This window comes from Saccharopolyspora antiqui, assembly GCF_052246905.1.
Taxonomy (GTDB): Bacteria; Actinomycetota; Actinomycetes; order Mycobacteriales; family Pseudonocardiaceae; genus Saccharopolyspora.
In genome coordinates this window covers 151,153-176,550 of sequence record NZ_JBQQBO010000011.1, presented here as the reverse complement: position 1 = coordinate 176,550, position 25,398 = coordinate 151,153, and the positions used below count along the sequence as shown (strand labels likewise).

General features: G+C 68.5%; 21 protein-coding genes. 16 read left to right on the top strand and 5 right to left on the bottom strand.

Annotation, left to right across the window (positions count from 1 at the left end; translation table 11 throughout):
* The first annotated feature begins 66 nt into the window (after positions 1-66).
* From ACTWQN_RS19245 to ACTWQN_RS19230, 4 genes are all read left to right on the top strand, one after another.
* Complete coding sequence (locus ACTWQN_RS19245; RefSeq protein ID WP_443204882.1) at positions 67-630, top strand: helix-turn-helix domain-containing protein; 564 nt, start codon at positions 67-69, stop codon at positions 628-630.
* Positions 631-843: 213 nt separating this feature from the next.
* On the top strand, positions 844-1,416 hold the full coding sequence (locus tag ACTWQN_RS19240) for a TetR/AcrR family transcriptional regulator (protein WP_443204881.1): 573 nt from the start codon (positions 844-846) through the stop codon (positions 1,414-1,416).
* Between the two features lie 158 nt (positions 1,417-1,574).
* Positions 1,575-2,240, top strand: coding sequence for an HNH endonuclease (locus ACTWQN_RS19235; RefSeq protein WP_443204880.1), 666 nt, complete (start codon positions 1,575-1,577; stop codon positions 2,238-2,240).
* 482 nt (positions 2,241-2,722) lie between these two features.
* The gene (locus tag ACTWQN_RS19230; protein ID WP_443204941.1) at positions 2,723-3,655 is read left to right on the top strand and encodes an NADP-dependent oxidoreductase; all 933 of its coding nucleotides are present in this window, start codon (positions 2,723-2,725) and stop codon (positions 3,653-3,655) included.
* Between the two features lie 5 nt (positions 3,656-3,660).
* Here ACTWQN_RS19230 and ACTWQN_RS19225 read toward each other — a convergent pair whose 3' ends face one another.
* The 3 genes from ACTWQN_RS19225 to ACTWQN_RS19215 form a co-directional block, all read right to left on the bottom strand.
* Positions 3,661-4,785: a hypothetical protein gene (locus ACTWQN_RS19225; protein ID WP_443204879.1), complete on the bottom strand. Its 1,125-nt coding sequence runs from the start codon at positions 4,783-4,785 to the stop codon at positions 3,661-3,663.
* A gap of 416 nt (positions 4,786-5,201) precedes the next feature.
* A complete protein-coding gene (locus ACTWQN_RS19220) occupies positions 5,202-5,627 on the bottom strand; it encodes a rhodanese-like domain-containing protein (RefSeq protein WP_443204878.1) in 426 nt (141 codons plus the stop codon).
* On the bottom strand, positions 5,624-6,247 hold the full coding sequence (locus ACTWQN_RS19215) for a cysteine dioxygenase (protein ID WP_443204877.1): 624 nt from the start codon (positions 6,245-6,247) through the stop codon (positions 5,624-5,626). Before ACTWQN_RS19215 ends, ACTWQN_RS19220 begins: the two co-directional genes overlap by 4 nt.
* Positions 6,248-6,723: 476 nt before the next feature.
* On the opposite strand from ACTWQN_RS19215, the gene ACTWQN_RS19210 reads away from it, so the two are divergent.
* The 4 genes from ACTWQN_RS19210 (at position 6,724) to hrpA (ending at position 14,114) form a co-directional block, all read left to right on the top strand.
* A complete protein-coding gene (locus tag ACTWQN_RS19210; protein WP_443204940.1) occupies positions 6,724-7,491 on the top strand; it encodes an ABC transporter ATP-binding protein in 768 nt (255 codons plus the stop codon).
* Positions 7,492-7,778: 287 nt separating this feature from the next.
* Positions 7,779-8,561 carry an enoyl-CoA hydratase/isomerase family protein gene (locus ACTWQN_RS19205; RefSeq protein ID WP_443204876.1) on the top strand — a complete coding sequence of 261 codons (783 nt, stop codon included), beginning with the start codon at positions 7,779-7,781 and terminating at the stop codon, positions 8,559-8,561.
* 132 nt (positions 8,562-8,693) lie between these two features.
* On the top strand, positions 8,694-9,872 hold the full coding sequence (locus tag ACTWQN_RS19200) for a THUMP-like domain-containing protein (protein ID WP_443204875.1): 1,179 nt from the start codon (positions 8,694-8,696) through the stop codon (positions 9,870-9,872).
* A gap of 303 nt (positions 9,873-10,175) precedes the next feature.
* Positions 10,176-14,114: an ATP-dependent RNA helicase HrpA gene (gene hrpA, locus ACTWQN_RS19195; protein ID WP_443204874.1), complete on the top strand. Its 3,939-nt coding sequence runs from the start codon at positions 10,176-10,178 to the stop codon at positions 14,112-14,114.
* A gap of 344 nt (positions 14,115-14,458) precedes the next feature.
* Here the strand turns inward: hrpA and ACTWQN_RS19190 are convergent, their stop codons facing one another.
* A complete protein-coding gene (locus ACTWQN_RS19190) occupies positions 14,459-15,301 on the bottom strand; it encodes a DegV family protein (RefSeq protein WP_443204873.1) in 843 nt (280 codons plus the stop codon).
* A gap of 287 nt (positions 15,302-15,588) precedes the next feature.
* Here ACTWQN_RS19190 and ACTWQN_RS19185 point away from each other — a divergent pair, with 287 nt between their 5' ends.
* Positions 15,589-16,371, top strand: a complete 783-nt coding sequence (locus tag ACTWQN_RS19185) for an electron transfer flavoprotein subunit beta/FixA family protein (protein WP_443204939.1) — start codon at positions 15,589-15,591, stop codon at positions 16,369-16,371.
* A gap of 32 nt (positions 16,372-16,403) precedes the next feature.
* On the top strand, positions 16,404-17,354 hold the full coding sequence (locus ACTWQN_RS19180; RefSeq protein WP_443204872.1) for an electron transfer flavoprotein subunit alpha/FixB family protein: 951 nt from the start codon (positions 16,404-16,406) through the stop codon (positions 17,352-17,354).
* A 56-nt stretch (positions 17,355-17,410) separates the two neighbouring features.
* Here the strand turns inward: ACTWQN_RS19180 and rnhA are convergent, their stop codons facing one another.
* Positions 17,411-17,869, bottom strand: coding sequence for a ribonuclease HI (gene rnhA / locus ACTWQN_RS19175; protein ID WP_443204871.1), 459 nt, complete (start codon positions 17,867-17,869; stop codon positions 17,411-17,413).
* A 193-nt stretch (positions 17,870-18,062) separates the two neighbouring features.
* Here rnhA and ACTWQN_RS19170 point away from each other — a divergent pair, with 193 nt between their 5' ends.
* From ACTWQN_RS19170 to mnmA, 6 genes are all read left to right on the top strand, one after another.
* Positions 18,063-19,283 (top strand): glycosyltransferase, encoded by a 1,221-nt coding sequence (locus tag ACTWQN_RS19170; RefSeq protein ID WP_443204870.1) that lies wholly within the window; start codon positions 18,063-18,065, stop codon positions 19,281-19,283.
* Between the two features lie 265 nt (positions 19,284-19,548).
* Positions 19,549-20,313: a GNAT family N-acetyltransferase gene (locus ACTWQN_RS19165; protein WP_443204869.1), complete on the top strand. Its 765-nt coding sequence runs from the start codon at positions 19,549-19,551 to the stop codon at positions 20,311-20,313.
* Positions 20,310-21,158: a lysophospholipid acyltransferase family protein gene (locus ACTWQN_RS19160; RefSeq protein WP_443204868.1), complete on the top strand. Its 849-nt coding sequence runs from the start codon at positions 20,310-20,312 to the stop codon at positions 21,156-21,158. Before ACTWQN_RS19165 ends, ACTWQN_RS19160 begins: the two co-directional genes overlap by 4 nt.
* 377 nt (positions 21,159-21,535) lie before the next feature.
* Positions 21,536-22,900, top strand: a complete 1,365-nt coding sequence (locus ACTWQN_RS19155; protein WP_443204867.1) for an MFS transporter — start codon at positions 21,536-21,538, stop codon at positions 22,898-22,900.
* 63 nt (positions 22,901-22,963) lie between these two features.
* Entirely contained in the window at positions 22,964-24,196 is a 1,233-nt protein-coding gene (locus ACTWQN_RS19150) for a cysteine desulfurase family protein (RefSeq protein ID WP_443204866.1), read from the top strand.
* Positions 24,197-24,199: 3 nt separating this feature from the next.
* Entirely contained in the window at positions 24,200-25,288 is a 1,089-nt protein-coding gene (mnmA, locus tag ACTWQN_RS19145) for a tRNA 2-thiouridine(34) synthase MnmA (RefSeq protein WP_443204865.1), read from the top strand.
* The last annotated feature ends 110 nt before the right edge of the window (positions 25,289-25,398 follow it).

Below are 25,398 nucleotides of genomic sequence, written 5' to 3'. Positions count from 1 at the left end.
CTCGGCCCACCATGCGGCGCGGCGGAGCGAGTTGACAAACTTCGTTGCTGTTTCTGCAATAAGGGAATGGAAGACGTACTCGCCGCCGTTGGACCCCGCCTCAAACGCATCCGCCAGCAGCGCAGCTGCACCCTCGCGTCGCTGTCGGAGACCACCGGGATCTCGGTGAGCACGCTGTCCCGGCTGGAATCCGGGCAGCGCAAGCCGAGCCTGGAACTGCTGCTGCCCATCGCCCAAGCCCACCAGGTGCCGCTGGACGAGCTGGTCGGCGCACCGCCGGTCGGTGACCCGAGGGTGCGGTTGAAGCCGGTCAAGCGCTGGGACGCGACGGTGGTGCCGCTGACCCAGCAGCCCGGCGGGTTGCAGGCCTTCAAGATGGTCATCGGTACCGCCCGCAGCAAACCCGAGCCGCGCACGCACGAGGGCTACGAGTGGCTGTACGTGCTGAGCGGGAAGCTGCGGCTGGTGCTCGCGCAGCACGACGTGGTGCTCAAGGTGGGGGAGGCCGCCGAGTTCGACACCCGGCTGCCGCACTGGTTCGGCAGCACTGGTGAGGCGCCGGTGGAGGTCCTCAGCCTGTTCGGACCGCAAGGCGAACGCATGCACGTCCGCGCCAAACCCCGTTCCTGACTCGCCAGCGCATTGGTTTCCGCTCAGCGGTCCGGGATTCCAGATCCCGCAGTCACATAGCCGCGTCCTGTGCACCCTCCACAAGGGACCGCGCAAAGTCGGCCGCGCGGTGGATGACATGCGGTTTCCCTTTCAATCAACCCGCTGGTTCGCGTATCGACAGGGCGCCACGAGTTGTCAACCAGTTGGTTGGTTGCGGGGTACAGTGCGGTTGTGTCCCGCAACGCCGAAGCCACCAGAGCCCGCATCTTCGAGGCGGCCATCGCCGAATTCGCCGCCTACGGCATCGCTGGCGCGCGCGTCGACCGGATCGCCAAGCAGGCGCACGCCAACAAGCAGCTGATCTACGCCTACTTCGGCAGCAAGGACGCGCTGTTCTCCGAGGTGCTGAACCGCACGATGGACGAACTGGCCTCCGAGATCCCGATCGAAGGGGACGACCTGCCCGGCTACGTCGACCGGCTCGCGGCCTACCACGTGGCGAACCCGCACGTCCTGCGGCTGTTGCTGTGGGAAGCCTTGGAACGCGGCGAGTCCGGCGTGCTCCCCGACTCCGAGCGCAGCGCCCACTACCGGGAGAAGACCGGCAGCGTCCGCCGCGCCCAGGAGACGGGCAAGGTCACCGACGAGTTCGACCCCGGGATGCTCGCGCTGCTGTCTGTCGGGATGATCAGCTGGCCGCTCGCGGTGCCCCAGCTGCTCCGCCTGTTCCACGGCAGCGCGAAGCTCGAAGACCTCCGAGCGGCCGCCCGAAAAGCCGTCGAGCGCCTCACCGAACCCCGCTGAACTCCCCGCCCGGCAACGGGTTTGGGCCAACTGTGTGATCTTGAAACGCAGGGTTCGGAAACTCCCGGTGACACGATGCTCGCGCACGGTAACTTTTCCTGATGCGTTGGATCTCGTGTTGGAGATCCGGCAGGCCGATGGGCTGGGGGTGTCGGGGAATGGCTGGCTTCGTCAACTCGGTGCTGAACCTGCTTCAGTTCGCAATTCTCGTTCTCATCGCGGTCGCTGGGATATCCGTGTGGCAGCGCCGATGGCCGCCCACACCCCCGTTCGCGCGGCCGCGCGGTACCAGCAGCGCCCAGTTGCGGTCCGACCAGAACGCGAAATTCTTCTACGACCGGGGTTTCCTGTTCCTGCGGCGCTGGTTCTTCGTCGGCACCGGCTGCCCACCGGCGCGCATCAACCGCCAGCGGTTGGGCGAAATGCGAACCGAGCAGGCCGACCAACCGGTCCGGGTGGCGTCCACCGCCGGTCGGACGTGGTGGTGGTTCGAGAACAACTTCTACTGGGAATCGGGCGGTTACTCGGCGTCGGATGTGATCGCCTTGGTGCGTGATCGGCAGCGCAAGGACAAGGCCAAGCTGGACCGCGCGCACGCGCAGCTCGACGGCGATCGGCGTTCACCCGCCCGCCGCCCGACGATTTCGCGCGAGGTCAAGATGCGGGTGTTCCAGCGCGACGGCGGCCGGTGCGTCCAGTGCGGCACCGATTTCGAGATCCAGTACGACCACGTAATCCCGGTCGCGCTCGGCGGCAGCTCGACAGAGCAGAACCTCCAGCTCCTGTGCGCCCGGTGCAACCAGTCCAAAGGCGCGAACCTGTGAAACCGCGTGGCCGAGAGCGGTTGTTCCGGTGAGAAACGGGAATTTCACTGACGAGCCCACACCGCCGATCCCAACCCGCATGCCTTCGGGCCTGTCTTCTCGCTCCTCTCGCGCGATGCGGGGCGGAATTTCGTAGCGCGCTCGGAAGGCGCGGCGGTCGAGCGGTCCGGTCGCCACCAGGACGAAGGCGCCCGTGCGTGTCGACGCGACGCGGGTCGGCGGCGCCGCCCAGCTGCGGTAGCTCAGCGATGATCCGCGGAACTCGGTATCGCTGCGTGGATGCCCGCCGACAGGACAGGTGAACGCCTCGCGCCGGCCTTCGAACGAAAACCAGTTCGGCAACGCCTAGTTCGGACGCGCACCCCGTCCAGCACCGGTGCGGCGCTCGATGCGCGACAAGATCCAGTCGAATGTCGACGACCCTGCCATTTCGCTGATCGCGACGAGACGGCAGGCTTGGGGGCATGACCGAAACCAGCACGATGCGTGCCATCAGCCAAGACGTCCTCGGTGGCCCCGAGGTGCTGCGGGAAGTGGAACTGCCACGGCCGGCGCCGGGGCTCGGCGAAGTGCTGATCCAGGTGCACGCCGCCGGGCTCAACCCGACCGACTGGAAGCACCGGGCCAACCGGCGATTCCTCGGCGAACCGCCGTTCGTCCTGGGCTGGGACGTCTCCGGCGTCGTCGAAGCCGTTGGGACGGGCGTCACCGTGCACAAGCCGGGTGACGAGGTCTTCGGGATGCTGCCCTACCCGCGTGGCGTGGGCTCGCACGCCGAATACGTCACCGGGCCCGCCCGCGCATTCGTGCCCAAGCCGTCCAATGTGGAGCATGTGCAGGCGGCCGCCATCCCGCTCGCCGCGCTGACCGCCTGGCAAGCCCTGGTGGACACCGCCGGGCTGCAGGCCGGGCAGCGAGTCCTGATCCACGCGGCGGCCGGAGGAGTCGGCCACCTGGCGGTGCAGATCGCCAAGGATCGCGGTGCGTACGTGATCGGCACCGCCAGCGCGGGCAAACACGAATTCCTGCGCGGTTTGGGTGCCGACGAGCTGATCGACTACCGGGAGGTCGATTTCGCGACCGCCGTCAGCGATGTCGACGTCGTGTTGGACACCATCGCAGGCGACTACCGAAGCCGTTCACTGCGCACCCTCCGGCCAGGTGGCGTCCTGGTGTCCATCCTGCCGTACGGGCGGGACGAAATCGCCGCCGAAGCAGATCGACTCGGCGTGCGCGTGGAACTGTTGATCGTCGAGGCCGACCACGCCGGGATGAACGCCATCCGCGAACTCGTCGAAGCAGGCCGCCTGCGCGCCGAGATCGCGGGGGTGTTCCCGTTGGCGGAGGCAGCGAAGGCGCACGCACTCGGCGAAACCGGCCGCACCACCGGGAAGCTGGTGCTCGCCGTGCGGTGAGCGGCTCACGCCACGGAAAGCCGTTCGCGGGTCTCGGCGACCCGTGGCGACCACGGAGCCAACTCCTCGGCCTTCGCCAAAGCGACACGTGCGGCGGCGTTGTCGCGGCACGCCATGTGCGCCCGCGCGAGGGTGGCGAAGTCGTCGGCGCGCGACAGCGGGGAGTGGTTGTACTCGGCGCCGGTCGTGGCGAGGCGGACCGCGTTGTCCGCGTCGCCTTCGATCAGCGCGAGCAGCCCGTTCGCGCCGCTGAGCTCGAACTCGGGATAGCCGAGCTGGATCGCGTCGCTGAGCGCCTTCTTCGCCGTCGGCAGCAGGGTTTCCGCAGGCAGCTGCCCGGCCTCCACCGCCTTGAACCCGAGACCCGCCAACCCCGCCAGCAGGTACGACATCTTCCGGGGCGGGATTTCGTCGTTGTCCGCCAGGTACTTCAGCAGCAACATGACCCCCGGCGCGTACTGGCCACGCGACTCCATCACGGCGACCCGACACGACATCGTGACGTTCAAACCGGGGTACTGCGCGGCCAGTTCGTCGGCGCGGCTCTGCGCATCGTCGACGTCGCCCTCGCGCAGCGCCTCGTACACGCGGGCGGCCAGCGGCGCGGCCAGGAACTCGGCGCGTTCGGGATCGGGCATGCGGGGCAAGGCGAACAGCAGCCAACCGGTCGAGGTGGTCAGCGGAACCCGCTTCGGCCACAACTTGTAGAGCATGAGCGGGGTCGCGGCGATCACGAAACCGCGACCGAACGGCCCATCGGCCAACAACCAGCCAGCGCCAACCACCGCGACCCCCACCAGCGCCGACAACAGCCCCGCCAACCAGCAGCGCAGGATCACCGGGGACCGCCACGGGCCGATCTGGCAGCGCAGCGTGATCGGAAGCGATCGAAGGGTGAACTTCACGCGGCCGAACTGCCACGACGCGACCTCACGCATGGCGCCGAAGATCACGTGCCGAACCCGCAACCCGAAAACCACCGAGCCGACCAGCAACCCGAGCTGGGTCGCGATGGGCAGCAAGATCACCCCGACCAGCGCGCCCAGCCAGCCGACGGCGGCACCACCAGCACCGGTGCCCACGACCTGCTCCACGGCCGCCACCACCGCGGCGCCCACAACGCCGCTCACGACCCAAGGGCGGAACCAAAAACTCTGCGCTCGCACAAGCCCAAAAGCGTACGGGACACACCCCAGGCCAATACCCGCTTTCACCCAGCCCCCGGCGCCAGGGTGCGAGCAAGGGAACCTTCCTGTCACCACGGGCCCGAGGAGGTCGCAGCAAGGGAACCTTCCTGTCACCGAGACCCTGGTGGTGTCGGCATCGGTGTTGGTGCGAGGAAGGGAACCTTCCTGTCACCGCACGGCCGCGCGACTCGTTGAGCACCCGGTCTGAGCGCAGCATGGGAACCTTTCTGTCACCTGGCGCCGCTCGGGGTTGAGGCCTGGGGAAGGGAAGGCATGCGGCCCGGCCGATCGCAGCAAGGGAACCTTCCTGTCAGGAATGACTGGAAGGTTCCCTTGCTGCGGATTGAACTGCTTGGTGGTTAGCCAGCGGCTGTGATCGGTAGGCCAGCTGCTTTCCAGGCTCGGAATCCGCCCGCGAGGTCGGTTGCTTGGGTAAGTCCGAGTTCCTGTGCTTGGGCAGCGGCGAGGCTGGAGGCGTAGCCCTCGTTGCATACCAGGACGACCGGGCGGTCAGCGTGCAGGCCGTCCAGCCGGTGGCCACCGGCTGGGTCCAGTCGCCACTCCAGCACGATTCGCTCGACCGTGAGCGCGCCGGGGATCTCGCCGTCGGCGAGCCGGTCGGACTGCGGCCTGATGTCGATGATCAAACCGCCCTTCCGTTGCAGCGCGAGGGCTTCTTGGGGCGAGACTCGGGTGAGCTTCGCGCGTGATTCCGCCAACAGGTGCTCGATGCCGAACGGGCCACTCGCGACACCGTCCGGTCGTTGCGGCGGGACTTCGGTCATCCGATCTCCTCGGGCTGCCGTGCTTGCGCTCGTTGCGGTGGGATCGGTGGCACGTCGGCCAAGTCCGAGTAGTAGCGGACCGGCAGCAGCGGCGGCGAATACGCGTGCACGCTCGCCGAATTCACCGAACTGACATTGCGGACCTGGTGTGCCCGCCCGCTGCCGAATCCGATGTCCGAGCCGATGTCGTGGTGCACGGTGCGCACCGGGCCAGCGGGATATCGGTAGTCCTCGCGCAGCGCCCCGAACAGCACCGAGAACGACCCGGAGGCGCCACCGTGCTCGTGCGGTTCGGTGCCCTGGCCGGGCGCCCAGGAAAGCAGCCACAGCTCGACGCCCGCGGTGAGCCCGAGCCTGGCCCACCAGCGCTTTTCGTCGTCGACGCGGACGATGTCGAGCAGCGCTCCGGTGAGTTCCGAGCTGACCAGGCCGGTGAGGTCGCGCAGCTCTCGTGGCGTCCACAACTGGCGGTCGGGGCGGATCAGGTCGTGCAGCAGCGGGACGTCGAGCCCGGGGTGCAGCTCCACCGCACCGGGTTCGGGAAGTGGTTCGATCGGGGTGTATTCGGACAGGTGGGACGATTGCTCGTCCCCGGGAAGGTGCTGTCGCACAGCGCTCATGCGTGTCTCCAGTTCGTGTTGCGGTGAGCACGGCGCGACAGGCACACCTGTGGAAGGTGTGCGTCAGGTGGATGGATTCGTCGTGCCGCGCGATGAAGGCCTGGAAATCCGGCGGTAGTGGACCGCTTCAGCGACAGGCAGAGGTGACGACCAGGAAAAGGTCGATCACGCGATCGCGGGTGAGCAACGAATCGGACACGTCAGCGATCGTGGCACGGTGTCGGCGAAGGTGCCAGCACGATCGCGGTCGTCCCGGTATTTGGACAGGCGTTGAGCGTAGCGTCGCGGATGGCCCGGCCAGGCGAGCGCTGGGTGCTCCCGGCCGTAGCTGTCGCAGTCGGAGCAGGAACAATGGGCCGCGGAGGGGACCTGCCGGTACCTGCGGCGGTCCGGACGGAGACGAACCGTTTGCGCGATGCCGCGCCGTTGCGGTCAGTCACGGCTGGGAGGTAGACGTGGACGACCTGGTCATCCGGATGGATGGCGTCGGTGTCCGGCGGGGCAAGACCACGCTGGTGGCCGACGTGAACTGGTCGGTGGAGCTCGACGAGCGCTGGGTGGTGCTGGGCCCCAACGGGGCGGGCAAGACGACCCTGCTGAAGATGGCCAGCACCGAGATGCATCCGAGCGAGGGCACGGTGGACGTGCTCGGTGAGCGGCTGGGCAAGACCAACGTGTTCGAGCTCCGTCCCCGCATCGGCTTGTGCTCGGCGGCGTTGGCGGCCCGCATTCCCGGCGACGAACTGGTCCGCGACGTCGTGGTCAGCGCCGGGTACTCGGTGCTCGGCCGGTGGCGGGAGGAATACGAGTCGCTGGACACCGACCGCGCGGCGGAGTTGCTCGACATGCTCGGGGTGGCGCACCTGGCCGACCGCGAGTACGCGACGTTGTCCGAAGGGGAACGCAAGCGCGCCACCATCGCCCGAGCCCTGATGACCGACCCGGAACTGCTGCTGCTGGACGAGCCAGCCGCCGGACTCGACCTGGGCGGTCGGGAGGACTTGGTGGCTCGGTTGTCCGCGCTGGCCATGGACCCGGACGCGCCGGCATCGGTGCTGGTCACCCACCACGTGGAGGAGATTCCACCGGGTTTCACCCACGGTCTGCTGCTGCGCGAAGGAAGCATCGTCGCGCAGGGCCTGCTCGACGATGTGCTCACCGAGGACAACCTGTCGAAGACCTTCGACCAGGACCTGGAACTGCAACGCAGCGGTGCGCGGTATTTCGCGCGGCGGCGTGGCTGAGAGAGCTCTTCCGCGAAGCACCGCAGCCGCTTGACGCGTTCGCGGTTGGCGTGGCGGGTGCCGGATTCCGCCCACCGGTGTTTTCTGCGCGGTATGTCCCGGCGTGGTGTATTGGTCGTGCCTGTTGTCGCGGATTGCGCAGCCAGAAGGCGTCTTCCGTCGTTCCGCCACCCGCACCGCCGCGCGGAACGGGTTCCGGGACTGGCGCTGAGATCAGTGACACAGCAGTCGTCGGGCGGCGCGCGATAGCCTCCGGCGTGGTGGCGGTTCGACGAGGAGGTTGCTGCGTGGGCGAGTTCGTCAAGCTTGAGGTGGACGGTGCGATCGGCACGATCCGGCTGGATCGGCCGCCGATGAACGCGCTGAACCGGCAGATCGAGATCGAACTGCGGGACGCTGCTGCCCAGGCAGCCGAGCGTGCCGATGTTCGCGCCGTGATCGTCTACGGCGGCGAGAAGGTCTTCGCGGCAGGCGCGGACATCAAGGAGATGGCCGAAATGTCCTACAGCGACATGGCGCGCAAGGAGCAGCGCGGCCTGTCGGATGCGATGAGCCAGGTCGCCGCGATCCCGAAGCCGACCGTGGCCGCCTTGACCGGATATGCCCTCGGCGGTGGCTTCGAGTTGGCGTTGAGCTGTGATCGACGCATCGCTGGGGAGAACGTCAAGGTGGGCCAGCCGGAGATCCTGTTGGGCGTGATCCCCGGTGCGGGTGGGACGCAGCGCCTGGCTCGCCTGATCGGACCCAGCAAAGCGAAGGACATCATCTACACCGGACGCTTCGTCGATGCGCGGGAAGCGCTGTCGCTGGGCATGATCGACGAGGTCGTCGCGCCTGACGAGGTGTATGCGGCGGCGCGGCGCTGGGCCGAGCAGTTCACCGGCGGTGCGGCTCGCGCGTTGGCCGCGGCCAAGGCGGCGATCGACGGTGGGCTGGACCTCGACCTGGACAACGGGTTGAAGCTGGAGACCCACCTGTTCGCCGGTACCTTCGCCACCGAGGACCAGAAGATCGGGATGCGTTCGTTCATCGAGAACGGACCAGGGAAGGCGAAGTTCACCGGGAACTGAACCCGGTGGACGCAACGAGTCGTGACAGATCGCCCCAGCCAACCATCCTGCCGCCGCGCCGCCGGGGTGTCGGCGAGTCGGTGTTCGCCGTTCGTCGCAACGCGGTTCGACCGGCGGTGTTGAGAGGCTCTGGTGGGATACACCTTCGATCTTGAGGACGTGGTCTTCCTGCGCTCGGCGACCGGCCGCGACGCTCTCGCCGAACTGTCCGGGCTCGCCTTGACCACTTCGACGCGGCTCAACGACGTCGCTGCCGCCCGCAAGCTCGTGGGAGAGCGGTTCGCCGCTGCCGCGCTGGAGACAGCCGTGTTGCGGCACCGTGCACGGTCCAAACTGGACGATTGCGCCGATTGGCTGGTCACCGATGCGGCGTTGCAGCAGGCCACGGCGAGTGCGGTGGCGCGGCACCGCGCGCGGCGGCTGGCCGGGCTCGACGTGCACGATGTGACCTGCTCCATCGGCGCTGACCTGCTGGCATTGACAGCCGTTGCGGCCCGTTGCGCGGGATCTGATCTTGACCGGGTTCGACTGTCGATGGCGCAGCACAACCTCGCGGTTGCCGGACGGTCGGCTGTGCTGGTCGAGGCCGACGCGCTGCGTCCGGTAACCAGGGGCACAGCCGTGGTCGCTGATCCGGCGCGTCGCGACGACACCGGTCGGCGGCGTTGGAGTCCGGCCGATCTCGTCCCGCCACTGGATGAACTGCTCGACGTGTACGCCCACCGGGATCTGGTGGTGAAATCCGCTCCCGGGCTCGATTTCGCGGCGGTTCCGACCGATGCCGAAGTCGAGGTGGTGTCGCTGGCCGGGCAGGTCCGGGAGGCCGCACTGTGGTTCGGCGGGCTGGCCGACCGTCAGATTCGGCGGCGGGCGACGGTGCTGCGGCCGGACGGAACCGGCTGGACGATCACCGATGCGGAGCCGGACGACTGCCCGGTCAGCGAGGTTCGGCAGTGGATCGTCGACCCCGACGGCGCTGTGGTGCGCGCCGGACTCGTTCGGCACTACGCCGCGCGGCACGGGCTGGCTCAGCTCGACCCGCACATCGCCTACCTGACCGGCGACGAAGCGCCGCCGGGAATTCGCGCCTTCCGGGTTTTCGAGCACACCCGATTCAGCGAGAAGGCGCTGCGCGCGGCGCTGCGCCGCCACGAGGTGGGGCGGTTGGAGATCCTGGTCCGCGGCCTCGATGTGGACCCGGATGTGCTGCGTCGCCGACTCAAGCTGAAGGGCGGGCAGGAGGCGACCGTGGTGTTGGCCCGCGTCGGCGACGCGGCGATGGCATACCTGTGCCATGCCGAGCGCACCTGAACAGGGCGGCCTGCGGTCTGCGGTGCTCGGGTGTCCCGCTGAGTCAGGCAGGCGGCGACGCCTCGTCCGGCGGGCTTGCGGCCAGTACCGCTGCGGGCGCGCAGGCGTGGCGTCGGGTTGACGGCGCCGGTGTGGTGTTTTGGCCGCAGCGGAGTCGGGGATCCCGGAGCGAGGCGGTATCCGCGGCCCCGTTACCCGCACCTGTATCGCTGCGCAAATTGAGCGTGGTGTCCGCCGCGTTCTGTGAGCAGGGCGAAAACCAGAGGCAAGACCTGCGGCACTTTCTCTATGCTTGGTAGGAGTATGGGTACGTCTTCTGTGAAAACCCCGCTCGTCGACCTGCGGGAACGCTTGCCCGAGCTGATGCTGCACGATCAGCGTCGGCTGCGTCGTCGCATCGAGGGTGCGCACAAGATCCATGATCCTGAGGCGCTGCAGGCGGTTACGACCGAGATCGCCGGTGAAGTCGAGGCCGCGGAGCGCCGGGTCGGCCGGCGGCGCGACAACGTGCCGAAGATCAAGTACCCGGAAGAGCTGCCGGTCAGCCAACGCCGGGACGATCTGTTCGCCGCGATCCGCGATCACCAGGTCGTCATCGTCGCTGGTGAGACCGGGTCCGGTAAGACGACCCAGCTGCCGAAGATGTGCCTGGAGCTGGGCCGCGGGATCCAGGGCATGATCGGCCACACCCAGCCCCGGCGGCTGGCTGCGCGGACCGTCGCCGAACGCATCGCCGAGGAACTCGACACCGAGCTCGGCAGCGCCATCGGATACCAGGTGCGCTTCACCGAGCGTGCCGGTACCGACACGCTGGTCAAACTGATGACCGACGGCATCCTGCTGGCCGAGATCCAGCATGATCGGCTGCTGCGGCGCTACGACACCCTGATCATCGACGAGGCGCACGAGCGCAGTCTGAACATCGACTTCATCCTCGGCTACATCAAGCAGCTGCTGCCTCGCCGCCCCGACCTGAAGGTGATCATCACCTCGGCCACCATCGACCCGGAGCGCTTCTCGCGGCACTTCGACGACGCACCCGTGGTCGAAGTCTCCGGGCGCACCTATCCCGTCGAGGTGCGGTACCGCCCGCTGCTGGACGATTCGGACGAGACCGAAGACGTGGTGCGCGACCAGACGCAGGCCATCTGCGATGCGGTCGACGAGCTTGCCGCGGAAGGACCGGGCGACATCCTGGTCTTCCTCAGCGGGGAACGGGAGATCAGGGACGCCGCCGACGCGTTGCGGCAGCAGAACCTCCGCAACACCGAAGTGCTGCCGCTGTACGCGCGGCTGACGGCCGCCGAACAGCACCGCGTTTTCCAATCGCACAGCGGTCGGCGAATCGTGTTGGCCACGAACGTCGCCGAGACCTCGCTGACCGTGCCCGGCATCAAGTACGTCATCGACCCGGGCACTGCGCGCATCTCCCGGTACAGCTTCCGCACCAAGGTGCAGCGGTTGCCCATCGAGCCGATCTCGCAGGCCTCGGCGAACCAGCGCAAGGGGCGCTGCGGCCGGGTCTCCGAAGGCATCTGCATCCGGCTGTACTCCGAGGATGACTTCTCGGCCCGCCTGGAGTTCACCGACCCGGAGATCCTGCGCACCCACTTGGCCTCGGTCATCCTGCAGATGACCTCGCTGGGGTTGGGCGAGATCGAGTCCTTCCCGTTCTTGGAACCACCGGATCGCCGCCAGATCACCGACGGCATCAACCTGCTGCACGAGCTGGGCGCGCTGGACCGCTCGAAGACCGAGTTGCACAAGCGGTTGACCCCGGTCGGTCGCAAGCTCGCGCAGTTGCCCATCGATCCCCGCCTGGCGCGGATGGTGCTCGAAGCGGAGCGCAACGGCTGTGTGGGCGAAGTGCTCGTCATCGCCGCGGCACTGTCCATTCAGGACCCCCGAGAGCGGCCGACGGACAAGCAGCAGGCCGCCGACCAGAAGCACGCGCGCTTCGTCGAAAAGGACGCCGAGTCCGATTTCCTCACCTATCTCAGCATGTGGCGGTACCTGCGCACCCAGCAGAAGGAACTGTCGTCCAACCAGTTCCGGAGGCTGTGCCGGACCGATTTCCTCAACTACCTGAGGGTCCGCGAGTGGCAGGACCTCTACGGACAGTTGCGGCAGATGGTCAAGTCGATGGGCATGACGCTCGGCGACCAGCAGGCCGACCCGGGGCGGATCCACCAGTCGGTGTTGGCCGGGCTGCTGTCGCACATCGGTCTCAAGGACGTCGAGAAGAAGTCGGGCCCGCCCGGCCGCGGCGCGAACGAATACCAGGGCGCGCGCAACGCCCGGTTCGCGGTGTTCCCCGGCTCGTCGCTGTTCAAGAAGCCACCGCGCTGGGTGATGGCCGCCGAACTGGTGGAAACCTCGCGGCTCTGGGCGCGCATCGTCGCCCGGATCGAACCGGAGTGGGTGGAGCAGCTCGCGCAGCACCTGGTCAAACACAGCTACAGCGAGCCGCACTGGGAGAAGGACCGCGCCGCGGTGGTCGCCGCCGAGCGGGTCACCCTCTACGGCGTTCCGCTGGTGGTCGGCCGCAAGGTCAACTACGGACCAATAGACCCGGAGCTGAGTCGGGAGCTGTTCATCCGACATGCGCTGGTGGAGGGCGACTGGGATACCCGGCACGCGTTCTTCCACGAGAACCGGGCGATGCTCGACGAGGTCGAGGACCTGGAGGAGCGGGCCAGGCGGCGCGACATCCTGGTCGATGACCAGACGCTCTTCGAGTTCTACGACCAGCGCATCGGCGCCGACGTGGTTTCCGGCTGGCATTTCGACGCGTGGTGGAAGCAGACCCGCCGAGATCAGCCGGACCTGCTCAACTTCGAGAAGTCGATGTTGATCAACCAGGAGTCGGCGGCGGTCAGCGACCGGGACTACCCGGACTTCTGGCTGCAGGCCGGGCACCGGCTGCCGCTGTCCTACCAGTTCGAGCCGGGCGCCGACGCGGACGGCGTGACCGTGCACATCCCGCTGCCGGTGCTCAACCAGATCGAGGCGGAGGGATTCGACTGGCAGATCCCGGGGCTGCGCGAGGAGCTCGTGGCGGCTCTGTTGAAGTCGTTGCCGAAACCCGTGCGCCGCAACTTCGTTCCGGTGCCGGACTTCGCCAAGGCGGTGCTCTCCCGGCTGCCTTCGCCGGACGGACCGCTGCTGGACGGCGTGCAACAGCAGCTCCAGAGCATGACCGGTATCGCGGTGCCGCCTGCCGAGTGGGACCTCGACCGGGTTCCGGACCACCTGAAGATGACCTTCCGGGTGGTGGACGGCAAGGGGCGCAAGCTCGCTGAGTCCAAGGACCTGGAGTCGCTCAAGCAGCGTTTGAAACCGAAGCTGCGCGCGGAGATCTCCGCCGCCGCGGAAGACATCGAGCAGCGCGGGTTGCGGTCCTGGAACTTCGGTGCGCTGCCGCGCACGTTCGAGCAGCAGCGTTCGGGGCACGCGGTGAAGGCGTACCCGGCGCTGGTGGACGACGGCGACAGCGTCGCGGTGCGGATGTTCGACACGGAGGAGGAGCAGCAGCGCGCGCTGTGGGACGGCACGCGTCGGCTCCTGCTGCTGAACCTCCCGTCGCCGGTGAAGTCCATCCAGCGCGGTATGAACGGCACCACCAGGCTGGTGTTCGGTGGCAGCCGGTACGGCGATCTCGCCGCGCTGCTGGCGGACTGCGTGAGTTGTGCGGTCGACAAGCTGATGGCGGACAACGGCGGACCGGTCTGGGAGGAAGCGGCCTTCGCCTCCCTCCAGGACAAGGTGCGAGCCCAGTTGGGCGCGGTCACCGTGGCAGTGGTGTCCGAAGTGGAGCGAATCCTGGTGGCGGCGCAGCGCGTCGAGGCGTTGCTGGCGGAGCGGCCCAAGGGGCTGCCCGCCGTCGCCGACATCCAGACCCAGCTCGGCGGCCTGTTGTATCCCGGATTCGTGACCGGTACCGGCTTCGGCCGACTGTCCGATGTGGCGCGTTATCTGCGCGCGATCGAGCAGCGGCTGGACAAGCTCCAGTACCACCCGCAGCGCGACCGGGAGTGGATGTACCAGGTGGACGAGGTCGACCAGCGCTATCGGGATCTGCTGGCCGGGGTGCCGCAGGGACGTTCGCCGAGCGAGCCGTTGCGGCGGATCGGGTGGATGATCGAGGAATTGCGGGTGAGCCTGTTCGCGCAGTCGATCGGGACGGCGCAGCCGGTGTCGGTGAAACGAATCCATCGCGCGATGGACAAGCTGGCGGGCTGATCCGAGGCTCGTCGAGACTCCCGACCAGCCGAGCAGTCGCCCGAGTGCGGTCGTGTTTCGCATGGCAGTCTCCTCAAGTTCGCTGTTTGGTGGGCGAGCACCACGCGGCTCGGTGGCCGACGTGGTTCGAAACTGGGTGCTTCGATCGCCCAACATCGAGTATTCGCGCTCGAACACGCGTTCGCATCACTCAACAGGGTGGAACCCGAGGAAGGGCAGCGGATCCGGTCGGTCAATTCGGTCGCGGGCCGAATCTCCGCTGGGGGCAAGGGAAAAGAAACACCGCGGCCCGAATTCTCCTCGTTGTCCGGGAGATCGGTGCCGCGGTGCGCGGTCGTGCGTGCTCAGGCGGGGGAGACGGTCACGCCGAGGGCGCCAGGTCCGGCGTGGGCGCCCAATACCGCACTCGTCTCCGCCAAGGTGACGCGGCGGATCTGGGGCAGCTGGGAACTCAGGTCGGCGAGCACGCGTTGGGCTCGGTCGGCGAACTGGAAGTGCTCGACGCCGACGTCGACCGGGCCGTTGCCGGCCCGCTGAACCGCGTTCGTGACCGCTTTCCTGAGCGCCCGGTCCGGCCCGATGCCCTTCGCTAGCTGGTCGATGATGCCTTCCTTGAGGATCAGCACGGGCTTGATCGACAGCGCCTGGCCGAGCCACGCCTGGGCGCGCCCGATCCGCCCACCGCGCTGCAGGTACTCCAGGGTGTCGACGTAGAGCAGTTGCGTCGTGGCGCGCAGGCGCCGGTCCAGCACGTTCATCACGCCCTGCGCCGTGGCGCCGGTGGCTGCCGCCTCGGCGGCGGCGATCACCGGGAAGCCCAGGCCCAGGCCGACTAATCGGGAATCGACGACGTAGACCGGCACGCCGATTTCGGCGGCCGCAATTCGGGCGGATTCGCAGGTACGGGACAAACCCTCCGAAATGTGAATTGAGATGATCGCGTCGACTCCCGCGGCCGCGGCGTCGGTGTAGTTCCAGAAGAAGGCCGGTGGTGGCGGCTCGCCGGTTTGCACCGGCACGCCGTCACGCATGGCCTGGGCAAGTGTGGGGTGCGGTACCCGGCGTTCGTCGTTGTACTCGTCGCCGACCTTCAGCTCCAACTGGACGATGGAGATGCCCAGTTGTTCGGCGACGTCGAGCGGAATGGAAGCCGTCGAGTCCGTCACGATGGCGACGCGTTGCCTCATGCGGCCAGGCTACTAATTAGTAAACATTCTTCATATCCACCCCGGCGGGCGCGTTGTCGTCGCGGCGCGCCGGGTTCGGCTCGGCGAAGGTGAGTACTGTCACGACTGGGCCCTGGTTGCACCCGTGCTACCGACTAGTAACATACCGGGTGGTTGGCGTCACTGTGCTTTCCCGACAGTGGCATGGCAAGGTCAACCTGCCCGGGCCGCTACCGCGCCGGGTCCGCAAGCAAAGCCGCTGGAGGACCAGCGAGCGTCGTCTGTCCGCAGGAGGTCGAAGAGGGCCCATGAATATCGTCGTCCTGGTCAAGCAGGTGCCCGACACGTATTCCGAGCGGAAGCTTTCTGCCGCGGATCACACGTTGGATCGCGAGTCGGCGGATGCGGTGTTGGATGAGATCAACGAGCGTGCGGTCGAGGAAGCGCTGTTGATCAAGGAGGCACAGGGCGGCGAGGTCACCGTCGTGTGCATGGGCCCGGAGCGCGCTTCGGATGCGATTCGCAAGGCGTTGTCGATGGGTGCGGACAAGGCGGTGCACCTCTCGGACGAGGCTCTGCACGGTACCGACGCGCCGTCGACGGCGAAGGTCTTGGCGAAGGTCGTCGGCACGGTCGAATCGGTGGACTTGGTGATCGCGGGCAATGAGGCCACGGATGGTCGCACTGGTGCGGTGCCCGCCATGGTGGCCGAGGTGCTCGGCTGGCCGCAGCTGACCTTCGCCCGCAAGGTGGTCACCGACGGTTCGACGGTGCAGATCGAGCGGGAGACCGACGCGGGGATCCTGAACGTCGAAGCGAACCTGCCCGCGGTGGTGTCGGTGACGGAGAAGATCAACGAGCCGCGGTATCCGTCGTTCAAGGGCATCATGGCGGCGAAGAAGAAGCCGGTGACCACGCTTTCCTTGGCCGATGCGGGGATTGATGCCGCTGAGGTCGGTTTGGCGAATGCGGGTTCGCTGGTGGTGGAGTCGGCGCCGAAGCCGCCGAAGTCCGGTGGTGTGAAGGTCACCGACGAGGGCGAGGGTGGCGTGGCGGTCGCTGAGTTCTTGGCTGGCGAGAAGCTGCTCTGAGTCGTTCACGGTTTTGCGAGGAGGCGTAGTTCATGGCTGAGGTGTTGGTCCTCGTCGATCACGTGGACGGCGAGGTCAAGAAGGTCACGTTCGAGCTGTTGACCGCGGCGCGCCGGTTGGGTGAGCCGTCGGCGGTGGTCGTCGGCGAACCCGGCACGACCGACAAGCTGACCGAGGCGCTGGGCGCCTACGGCGCGGCGAAGGTGTATGCGGCGGAGTCTGCCGAGGTGGGTTCGTTCTTGGTGACGCCGCAGGTCGACGTGCTGGCAGGCCTGGTGGGCTCGGCGTCCCCGGCGGCGGTGCTGGTGCCTGCGTCGATCGACGGCAAGGAGATCGCCGGTCGGCTGGCGATTCGGTTGGGTTCGGGTCTGTTGTCGGAGGTCGTGGACCTCGACTCGGAGGGCGTCGGTTCGCACTCGCTGTTCGGTGGCGCCTACGACGCGAAGGCCAGGGTCACCAAGGGCACACCGGTGATCACGGTGCTGCCTGGTGCGATCGAGCCGGAGCAGGCCGCAGGTGCGGCGGCCGTGACAGCCGTCGAGGTGCCCGCCGCTTCCGGCGCGAAGATCACCGGTCGGCAGCCCGCCGAGGCCGGGGACCGACCGGAGCTGACCGAGGCCAGCATCGTGGTTTCCGGTGGCCGGGGTGTTGGCAGCGCCGAGAGCTTCGAGGTCGTGGAGAAGCTGGCCGACGCGTTGGGCGCGGCGGTGGGTGCGTCGCGGGCGGCGGTGGACTCGGGTTACTACCCGCACCAGTTCCAGGTGGGGCAGACCGGAAAGACCGTCTCGCCGCAGCTCTACATCGCGTTGGGCATCTCGGGTGCGATCCAGCACCGGGCCGGTATGCAGACGTCGAAGACGATCGTGGCGGTCAACAAGGACGCCGAAGCGCCGATCTTCGAAATCGCCGACTTCGGCGTCGTCGGCGACCTGTTCAAGGTCGCCCCGCAGCTCACCGAGGAGATCAGCAAGCGCAAGGGCTGATTCTTCGCTGATCGGAGCAGACGGCGGGCCGCGCGAGTGGCCCGCCGTTTCGCGTGTCAGCTGGCGCGGGCCTCGTCGCGGCCCTGGCAGGCGAGCCGGTCGGCGCGCTCGTTCTCCGGGTGGCCGTTGTGCCCCTTCACCCATTCCCACTGCACATCGCCGTGGCGCAGGCATTCCTCGTCCAGACGCTGCCACAGTTCGGCGTTCTTGACCGGCTGCTTGGCCGACGTCAGCCAACCGTTTCGCTTCCAGCCGTGCATCCACTGCGTGATGCCTTTGAGCACGTACGTGCTGTCGGTGAAGATGCGCACCGCTGGCATCGGCCGGGTCAGCGCGGCCAGGCCCTCGATGACCGCCGTGAGCTCCATCTTGTTGTTCGTCGTCGCGGCGTCCTTGCCGTAGAGCTCGCGTTCGTGGTCGCCGTAGCGCAGCACGACGCCCCAGCCGCCAGGGCCGGGGTTTCCGCTGCATGCGCCATCGGTGTAGAGGTCGACGGGGTCGGTCGTTGGCTGCATGCCCCGGAATCTAGCCGTCGCCGGAGCATGCCGATCCGGCGGTGGTGACAGGAAGGTTCCCTTGCTCGCACCCGGACGGGGCGCGGGCCTGTGGCGGGCCGTGGAATGGCAGGAAGGTTCCCTTGCTCGCGCGGTTGGGTGGGCAACGGAAATCGGGTGCGGTTGTTGGTGGGGGGTGGCATGCTCGGTGGACGTGCGAATCTTGTTCACCGCTGCGCCCGGCTATGGGCTGATGTTGCCGATCGTTCCGCTGGTGTGGGCTGCGCGGGCGGCCGGGCACGAGGTGTTGGTGGCCACCACTTCCGAGATGACCGAAGTCGGGGCGCGGGCCGGACTTCCGGTGGTGGACGTGTTCCCGGCGCACGACGTGTGGGAGGAGTTGCTGCGCGGGGCCAGTTCGGGTGGGGAGTCTCCTGAGCTGGCGCGGATCATCGCCGCGGACGGGATGTCGGCGGCGTACCAGAAGGCCTCGCAGGCGGGTGGCCCCTTCGGCCTGTTCACCTTGACCATGACCGAAGGCAGCATCGAGGCCGGTCGGGCGTTCGGCGCGGATCTCGTCGTGCACACCACGGACCACACCGCCGGTCGATTGACCGCTGCGGCGCTGGGGGTTCCATTGCTGGAGGTGGGCAACCGGATCTCCTGGTCGGCGCGGGATGCGGATTTCCGCTGGGGCCAGGATTTCTACGGCGACGACGAGATCACCCTCGCGCTGCGGGCCAAGCTGGGCATTCCCGATGGTCCGCCGCGGTTGCTCGCGCGGATCGATCTGCGGGCACCCAGCATGGGCGGGTTGATCGGCGAGGAGTCGGATCCGCGGGATGGTGTTCCGTGGTGGTCGATGCGGTTCGTGCCGTTCAACGGTGGCGCGGTGGTGCCCGAATGGGCTTTGCGGCAGGCAGAACGGCCTCGGGTCGGCGTCACGCTCGGCACCGTGGTGCCGGTCATGGCCGGTATCAGCAGCCTGTCCGTGGCGATCGAGGCGCTGGATGGGTTGGACGTGGAAGTGGTTCTGGCCGCTGGGAAGACGGATCTGGCCGATCTCGGTGAGCTTCCGGCCAACGTGCGCTCCGTCGGGTTCCTGCCGCTTTCGACGTTCCTGCCGACTTCGTCACTGCTGGTGCACCACGGCGGTTCCGGCACCACTGCCGCGCCGCTGCACTACGGTGTTCCGCAGCTGGTCCTGCCCTCTTTCGCGGACAACCCGATGTCGGCGCAGCGGGTCGTGGACCGGGGTGTGGGCCTCTCCCACGATCCGACCACAGTGGACGCCGCAGCGGTGCTCGCCATGGTCGAGCGGCTGCTCACCGAGCCCGCGTTCCGCGCAGCCGCGCGCGAAGTGAGCGCCGAGATGGCCACCCAGCCCAGTCCCGCGTCGGTCGTCGAGCGCGTGACCGAGCTCGTCAGCCGTTGATCTCGGCATAACCCTGCCTGCGGGCGGATCGGCACGAATCGCGCAGGGAGTGAATCCGCCGCTTCGACGGGCTGTCGGGGCGATGTTGGGCTGCCTCCCGCGACGAGGTCAGTTGGTGCGACGGGTCTCAACGCTCGTTCGGCGGTGTCCCGGGCCGCCGTTCGGTGCAGTGCGCGGGTGCCGCACCAGGGATTCACCGAAAGTTCCTGCTCCGTGTCATCGGCTGGTGTGTTGGGCGTTCGCCGCGCGGCGATACACCTGCGGCATGTCCGAGACGCAGCTGCTGGCCAGCGCCGCACCGAGCGCGGCGGCCGACGCCCACTACTCGCTGCTGGTCGCCCGAGACTCCGACGAAGTGCACGCCGCACAACGCCTGCGCTACCAGGTGTTCGCCGAGGAGATGGGGGCCACGGTCTCCGGTCGGGAGTTCGGGATCGACCGGGATTCCTTCGACGAGCACTGCGACCACCTGATCGTCCGGGACGACCGCACCGGCGCGGTGGTCGGGACCTACCGGATGCTGCCGCCGGATCGCGCGAAGGCCGCCGGAATGCTCTATTCGGAAACCGAATTCGACCTGTCGGCGCTCGACTCGTTGCGCCCGGCCTTGGTCGAGACCGGGCGTTCGTGTGTGCACCGGGATCACCGCAACGGTGCCGTGGTCAGTCTGGTGTGGACCGGAATCGCGCGGTACATGCTGTTGCACGGCCACACCATGCTCGCGGGTTGCGCTTCGGTGTCGCTTGCCGACGGCGGTGTGCAGGCGTCGCACGTGTGGCACACGGTGTCGGCGAAGCACTACGCGCCGGAGGAGCACCGGGTGCTCCCGTACCGGCCTTGGGAGCCTTTCGAGGCTGCGGGCCGTGCGGTGATCCCGCCGCTGCTCAAGGGGTATCTGCGGTTGGGTGCGCAGGTGTGCGGCAGGCCCGCGCACGATCCGGATTTCGGGGTGGCGGATTTCTTCGTGCTCCTGGACATCAACCGTGCCGATCAGCGCTACCTGCGTTTCTTCCTGGGCGATTCGGCATGAATCACGGGTGGATACCGGTGTCGCCGTGCGGGCCGGAATGCCAGCCGCCGCGTGACAGGCGGGCGGAGGTCGGTCTGGCCCGGGTCGTGCTGCGATTGGGCAGCACCGCCGGGCTGCTGCTGATCGGGTGCGTGCTGGTGCTGGTGCTGTCGATGTTGCGGGCGGCTTGGCGGCAACGGGCGATGACGGCGTGGTTCCGGACGCTGTTGCGCGCCTTGGGAATCCGCCTCGTGATCGAGGGGCGGATGCCGCCTGGTGGCGCGCTGGTGGTCAGCAACCACGTGTCGTGGCTGGACATCGTGGCGCTCCAGGTGCTTCGCCCGATGCGGATGTTGGCCAAGGTCGAGGTCCAGTCGTGGCCGCTGCTGGGCGCGCTGGCCGGACGGGTCGGCACCGTGTACATCGATCGCGATCGGCTCTCGGCGTTGCCCGACGCGGTGCGCACGATCGCCGACGAGTTGCGTGCCGGGGCGGTGATCGGCGCGTTCCCGGAGGGGACGACCTGGTGCGGTCGGGCTTCCGGGCGTTTCCGGCCCGCCGTTTTCCAGGCGGCCATCGATGCTGGCGCGCGGATGCAGCCGGTCGCGTTGCGGTTCAGGACCGCGGCCGGGGAACCGACCACCGCGGCGGCTTTTCTGGGTGACGCGACGCTGGTCGACTCGGTTCTGGCGGTGGCCCGGATGCGGGGGCTGGCCGTGGAACTGGTGGTGCTGCCCGAGTTGATCGGCACCGACCGGCGGGAGCTGGCCAGCCGGGCGCAGCGCGCGGTGGAGGCGTCGACCGGGTCGGCATGCGGGCACGGCGATCCCGTCGAAGTGCGGATGCGGCGCAGCATCGCGGCCTGAGCGAGTGGTACCAGCGGAATTCACCGGAGACTCGCGTGGTGCCGGGCCGCTCGTGCGGCAACCCCGGTCACTGTGCTCTGACCAGCGGAAACGTGCAAATTAGTGTTTTGGCCAGGCCTGACTCGGTGTCTCAGGCAGATCCAGCAGTGCCCCGCACCTTCGAACAGGCGGGTTCGCGAGTTTGCGTTGCGTGACGCTTTACCGGAGCGCGCAGGCCGGTGCCCGATCTGCGAGGAAGGGAACCTTCCTGTCACCACCCGCCCGACGCCACCTGTCTGATCTGAGCAAGGGAACCTTCCTGTCATCCCGGCGCCGCGAACTCGCGCAGTCGCTAAATCACTGGACGTGGACCGGGGTGGAGGTTGCAGGCTGGTCGGGTGGCCACCGTTGAGAAGTCCCAGAGCGCTTTGTGGAATCCCCAACGCCGAACCTTCACCGCCGGACTGATTCTGGTCATCACCCTCATCGCGTTCGAGGCGATGGGACTGGGCACCGCGCTGCCCACGATCGTCGCCGAGCTCGGCGCGCAGCACTGGTACTCCTGGCCGTTCACCGTCTTCCTGGCGGCCAGCGCGATCGGCATGGTGATCGGCGGGCGGCAGTCGGACCTGCGCGGGCCCGCGCTTCCGCTGCTGCTGGCGCTGCCGACGTTCGCGGTGGGGCTGGTCGTGGCGGGCGCCGCACCCAACATCCTGGTCCTGCTCACCGCCCGGGTGCTGCAGGGGCTGGGCGGCGGGATGGTCATCGTCGCGTTGTACGTGATGATCGCCAGGGTCTTCCCGGAGGAGCACCGGCCAGCGGCGTTCGGTGCGCTGTCCTCGGCGTGGGTGGTGCCTGCGCTGGTGGGGCCGGTGATCGCGGGCGTCCTCACCGAGCAGGCGAGTTGGCGATGGGTGTTCCTCGGGCTCGCCCCGCTGGTGTGCATCGGCGCGGCGATGCTGGTACCGACCGCGCGCCGGTTCGGTGCGCGCACCGGTGAACCGTCCTCGCAGCGGCGTGGACTGCCGCTGGCCGCAGTGGGTGCCGCTGGCGGTGTGGTGTTGTTGAGCTTCGCCGCGCAGAACCCCTCGTTGCCGTCGCTGTTCCTGGGGTTGGCCGGAATCGCGATGCTGGCCCCCTCGGTTCGGCTGCTGCTGCCCCGGGGCACGCTGCTCGCGCGTCCCGGGCTTCCGGTGATGGTGCTCGCGCGCGGGTTGCTCGCCGGGCTGTTCTTCACCGCGCAGGCGTTCGTGCCGCTGGCACTGTCGGTGGTGCACCACTACTCGCCGACCGCCGCGGGTGTGCCGCTGACCGTTGGCTCGCTGGGGTGGACCGCAGGCGCGTTGTGGCAGAGCAGACAGCGAAAGCTCCGCCGGGAGTACCTGGTCGCAACCGGGGCGCTGCTGGTCGGGGCGGGGACCGGCGGACTCGCGGTGGCCTTGTCGGTGTGGGGACCGCACTGGTTGGTGTTCGTCTGCTGGGCCCTCGCGGGCGCCGGGATGGGCATCGGGGTGGCCAGCACCTCGGTGCAGGTGCTCGCGCTGTCGGCGGAGCGCGAACGCGGCTTCAACTCGGCGGCGCTGCAGATCTCCGACAACCTGGGTCAGGCCGCGCTGGTCGGGCTGGGCGGGGTCGTGGTCAGTGCGCTGGCCACCTCCACCGCCCCGACCAGGGGCGTCGTGCCGCTGGACCTGGCGCTGTTGGCGGGCGGTTTGCTGACGGCCTGGCTGCTCGTCCGCTCCGGACGCGATCAGACGTCCTGACCTGCGCCTTCCGCCGGAGGCGCGGGGTGGGCACGGGCGCGGCTGCATTACCCTGGACGAGCGATGACTTACCTCGACCACGCTGCCACGACACCGATGCGCCCCAGGGCGGTCGCGGTGATGAGCGAGGCGTTGACCCGGATCGGCAACGCCTCGTCCCTGCACACCTCGGGTCGCCGTGCTCGTCGTGCGGTGGAGGAGTCGCGGGAGGACATCGCCGATGCGCTGGGTGCCCGGCCGTCCGAGGTGCTGCTCACCGCGGGCGGCACGGAGAGCGACAACCTGGCGGTCAAGGGGATCTTCTGGGCCCGCCGAGCCGCCGATCCCGCCCGCCGCCGCATCCTGTCCTCGACGGTCGAGCACCACGCGGTGCTGGACGCGGTCGAGTGGCTCGCCGAGCACGAGGGCGCCGAGGTGACCTGGCTGACCGCCGATCCGTACGGCCGGGTTCGTCCCGAGGTGTTCGAGGCGGCGCTCGCCGAGCGCTCGGACGACGTGGCGCTGGCGACTGTCATGTGGGCCAACAACGAGGTCGGCACCGTCAACCCGATCGCGGAGTTGGCCGCGATCGCCGATCGGTACGGCGTGCCGATGCACACCGACGCGGTGCAGGCCGTCGAGACGCTGCCGGTCGATTTCGCCGCCTCCGGGGTCGCGGCGTTGACCATGACTGGGCACAAGGTCGGCGGCCCGTACGGGGTCGGGGTGCTGCTGCTGTCGCGGGACGTCGAGTGCACCCCGGTGTTGCACGGTGGTGGGCAGGAGCGCGAGGTTCGTTCGGGAACCCTTGACACGCCTGGCGTGATGGGTTTGGCGGCCGCGGTGCGCGAAGCCGTCGATGAGCGCGACTCGCACGCGCCGCAGTTGGCGAAGCTGCGCGACGAGCTGATCACCGGTGTCTGCGCGGTGGTTCCGGATGTGGTGCTCAACGGGGATCCGGGGCACGACGTCATCGCGGGCGGGCCGTCCCGACTGCCCGGCAACGCGCACTTCACCTTCCCCGGCTGCGAAGGCGACAGCCTGCTGATGTTGCTGGACGCAAAGGGAATCGAGTGCTCCACCGGCTCCGCCTGCACCGCTGGGGTCGCCGAGCCCAGCCACGTGCTGCTGGCGATGGGAGCCGATCCGAAGGCCGCGCGCGGGTCGTTGCGCTTCTCGCTGGGGCACAACTCGACCGCGGCCGATGTACAGGCACTCACCGAGGCCATCGGGCCGGTGGTGCAACGAGCGCGTAGCGCGGGTTTGGCCGGGTTGCGCCGATCTTCGGCGGAGTCGAAGACCGCCACGGAGGTGTGAGGCGTGCGAGTACTGGCAGCCATGAGCGGCGGGGTGGATTCGGCGGTCGCTGCCGCCCGAGCGGTGGCGGCCGGTCACGACGTGGTCGGGGTGCACCTGGCGTTGTCGGCGAAGCCCGGCACGCTGCGCACCGGCGCCCGCGGGTGCTGCACCATCGAGGACTCCCGGGACGCGCGGCGCGCCGCCGACCTGCTGGGCATTCCGTTCTACGTCTGGGATTTCGCGGAACGGTTCACCGCGGAGGTCATCGAGACCTTCGTCGGCGAGTACGCCGCCGGGCGCACCCCGAACCCGTGCCTGACCTGCAACGAGAAGATCAAGTTCGAGGCGTTGTTGGACAAGGCCATGGCGTTGGGCTTCGACGCGGTCTGCACCGGCCACTACGCCCGGTTGTCCGCAGTGGACGGTGCGCCGGTGTTGCGGCGCAGCCGGGACGAGGGCAAGGACCAGTCCTACGTGCTGGCTTCGCTGACCGCCGCGCAGTTGCGGCACTCGATGTTCCCGCTCGGTGACTCGCTGAAATCCGAGGTGCGGGCGGAGGCCGCCGAACGCGACCTCGCGGTGGCCAAGAAGCCGGACAGCCACGACATCTGCTTCATCCCGGACGGCGACACCAAGAAGTTCCTGGAGACCAAGCTCGGGCAGCAGCCCGGCAAGCTGGTCGACGCCGAAACCGGTGCGGTGCTCGGCGAGCACACCGGCGTGCACGGGTTCACGGTGGGACAGCGCAAGGGGCTCGGCATCGACGCACCGGCCCAGGACGGTCGGCCGCGGTACGTGCTTTCGCTGGAGCCGGTGTCCGGGACGGTGCAGGTCGGTTCGGCGGATCGGCTGTCGGTCACCGAGATCGACGCGAAGCGACCGATCTGGCCTTCCGAGCGGCCGTTGGACGGACCCACCGAGTGCGTGATCCAGGTCCGCGCCCACGGCGGCACGGCCGAGGCGGTCGCCGAGGCCAGCGAGGCGGGCATCCACGTCCAACTCCGCCAGCCGCTGCGCGGCGTCGCACCGGGCCAGGCCATCGTCCTGTACCGCCCGGACGCGGCAGGCGACCTCGTGCTCGGCAGCGGCATCATCTCCGCGACCCGCTGAACCGGGCGGCGCTGCTGCGCGATCCTTCGTCATTGGTGCGGCATGGGCCATGCCTTGAGCTGATCGATGCACCACTGCTCAACGGCCCTTCGAGCTCGCCCGCTTCGGTA

Excerpts from the sequence above, each read along its gene's own strand:
- ACTWQN_RS19245 (WP_443204882.1), top strand. The coding sequence starts at position 67 with ATGGAAGACGTACTCGCCGCCGTTGGACCCCGCCTCAAACGCATCCGC.
- ACTWQN_RS19235 (WP_443204880.1), top strand. The coding sequence starts at position 1,575 with ATGGCTGGCTTCGTCAACTCGGTGCTGAACCTGCTTCAGTTCGCAATT.
- ACTWQN_RS19230 (WP_443204941.1), top strand. The coding sequence starts at position 2,723 with ATGCGTGCCATCAGCCAAGACGTCCTCGGTGGCCCCGAGGTGCTGCGG.
- ACTWQN_RS19220 (WP_443204878.1), bottom strand. The coding sequence starts at position 5,627 with ATGACCGAAGTCCCGCCGCAACGACCGGACGGTGTCGCGAGTGGCCCG.
- ACTWQN_RS19215 (WP_443204877.1), bottom strand. The coding sequence starts at position 6,247 with ATGAGCGCTGTGCGACAGCACCTTCCCGGGGACGAGCAATCGTCCCAC.
- ACTWQN_RS19210 (WP_443204940.1), top strand. The coding sequence starts at position 6,724 with ATGGATGGCGTCGGTGTCCGGCGGGGCAAGACCACGCTGGTGGCCGAC.
- hrpA (WP_443204874.1), top strand. The coding sequence starts at position 10,176 with ATGGGTACGTCTTCTGTGAAAACCCCGCTCGTCGACCTGCGGGAACGC.
- ACTWQN_RS19190 (WP_443204873.1), bottom strand. The coding sequence starts at position 15,301 with ATGAGGCAACGCGTCGCCATCGTGACGGACTCGACGGCTTCCATTCCG.
- ACTWQN_RS19185 (WP_443204939.1), top strand. The coding sequence starts at position 15,589 with ATGAATATCGTCGTCCTGGTCAAGCAGGTGCCCGACACGTATTCCGAG.
- ACTWQN_RS19180 (WP_443204872.1), top strand. The coding sequence starts at position 16,404 with ATGGCTGAGGTGTTGGTCCTCGTCGATCACGTGGACGGCGAGGTCAAG.
- rnhA (WP_443204871.1), bottom strand. The coding sequence starts at position 17,869 with ATGCAGCCAACGACCGACCCCGTCGACCTCTACACCGATGGCGCATGC.
- ACTWQN_RS19165 (WP_443204869.1), top strand. The coding sequence starts at position 19,549 with ATGTCCGAGACGCAGCTGCTGGCCAGCGCCGCACCGAGCGCGGCGGCC.
- ACTWQN_RS19160 (WP_443204868.1), top strand. The coding sequence starts at position 20,310 with ATGAATCACGGGTGGATACCGGTGTCGCCGTGCGGGCCGGAATGCCAG.
- ACTWQN_RS19150 (WP_443204866.1), top strand. The coding sequence starts at position 22,964 with ATGACTTACCTCGACCACGCTGCCACGACACCGATGCGCCCCAGGGCG.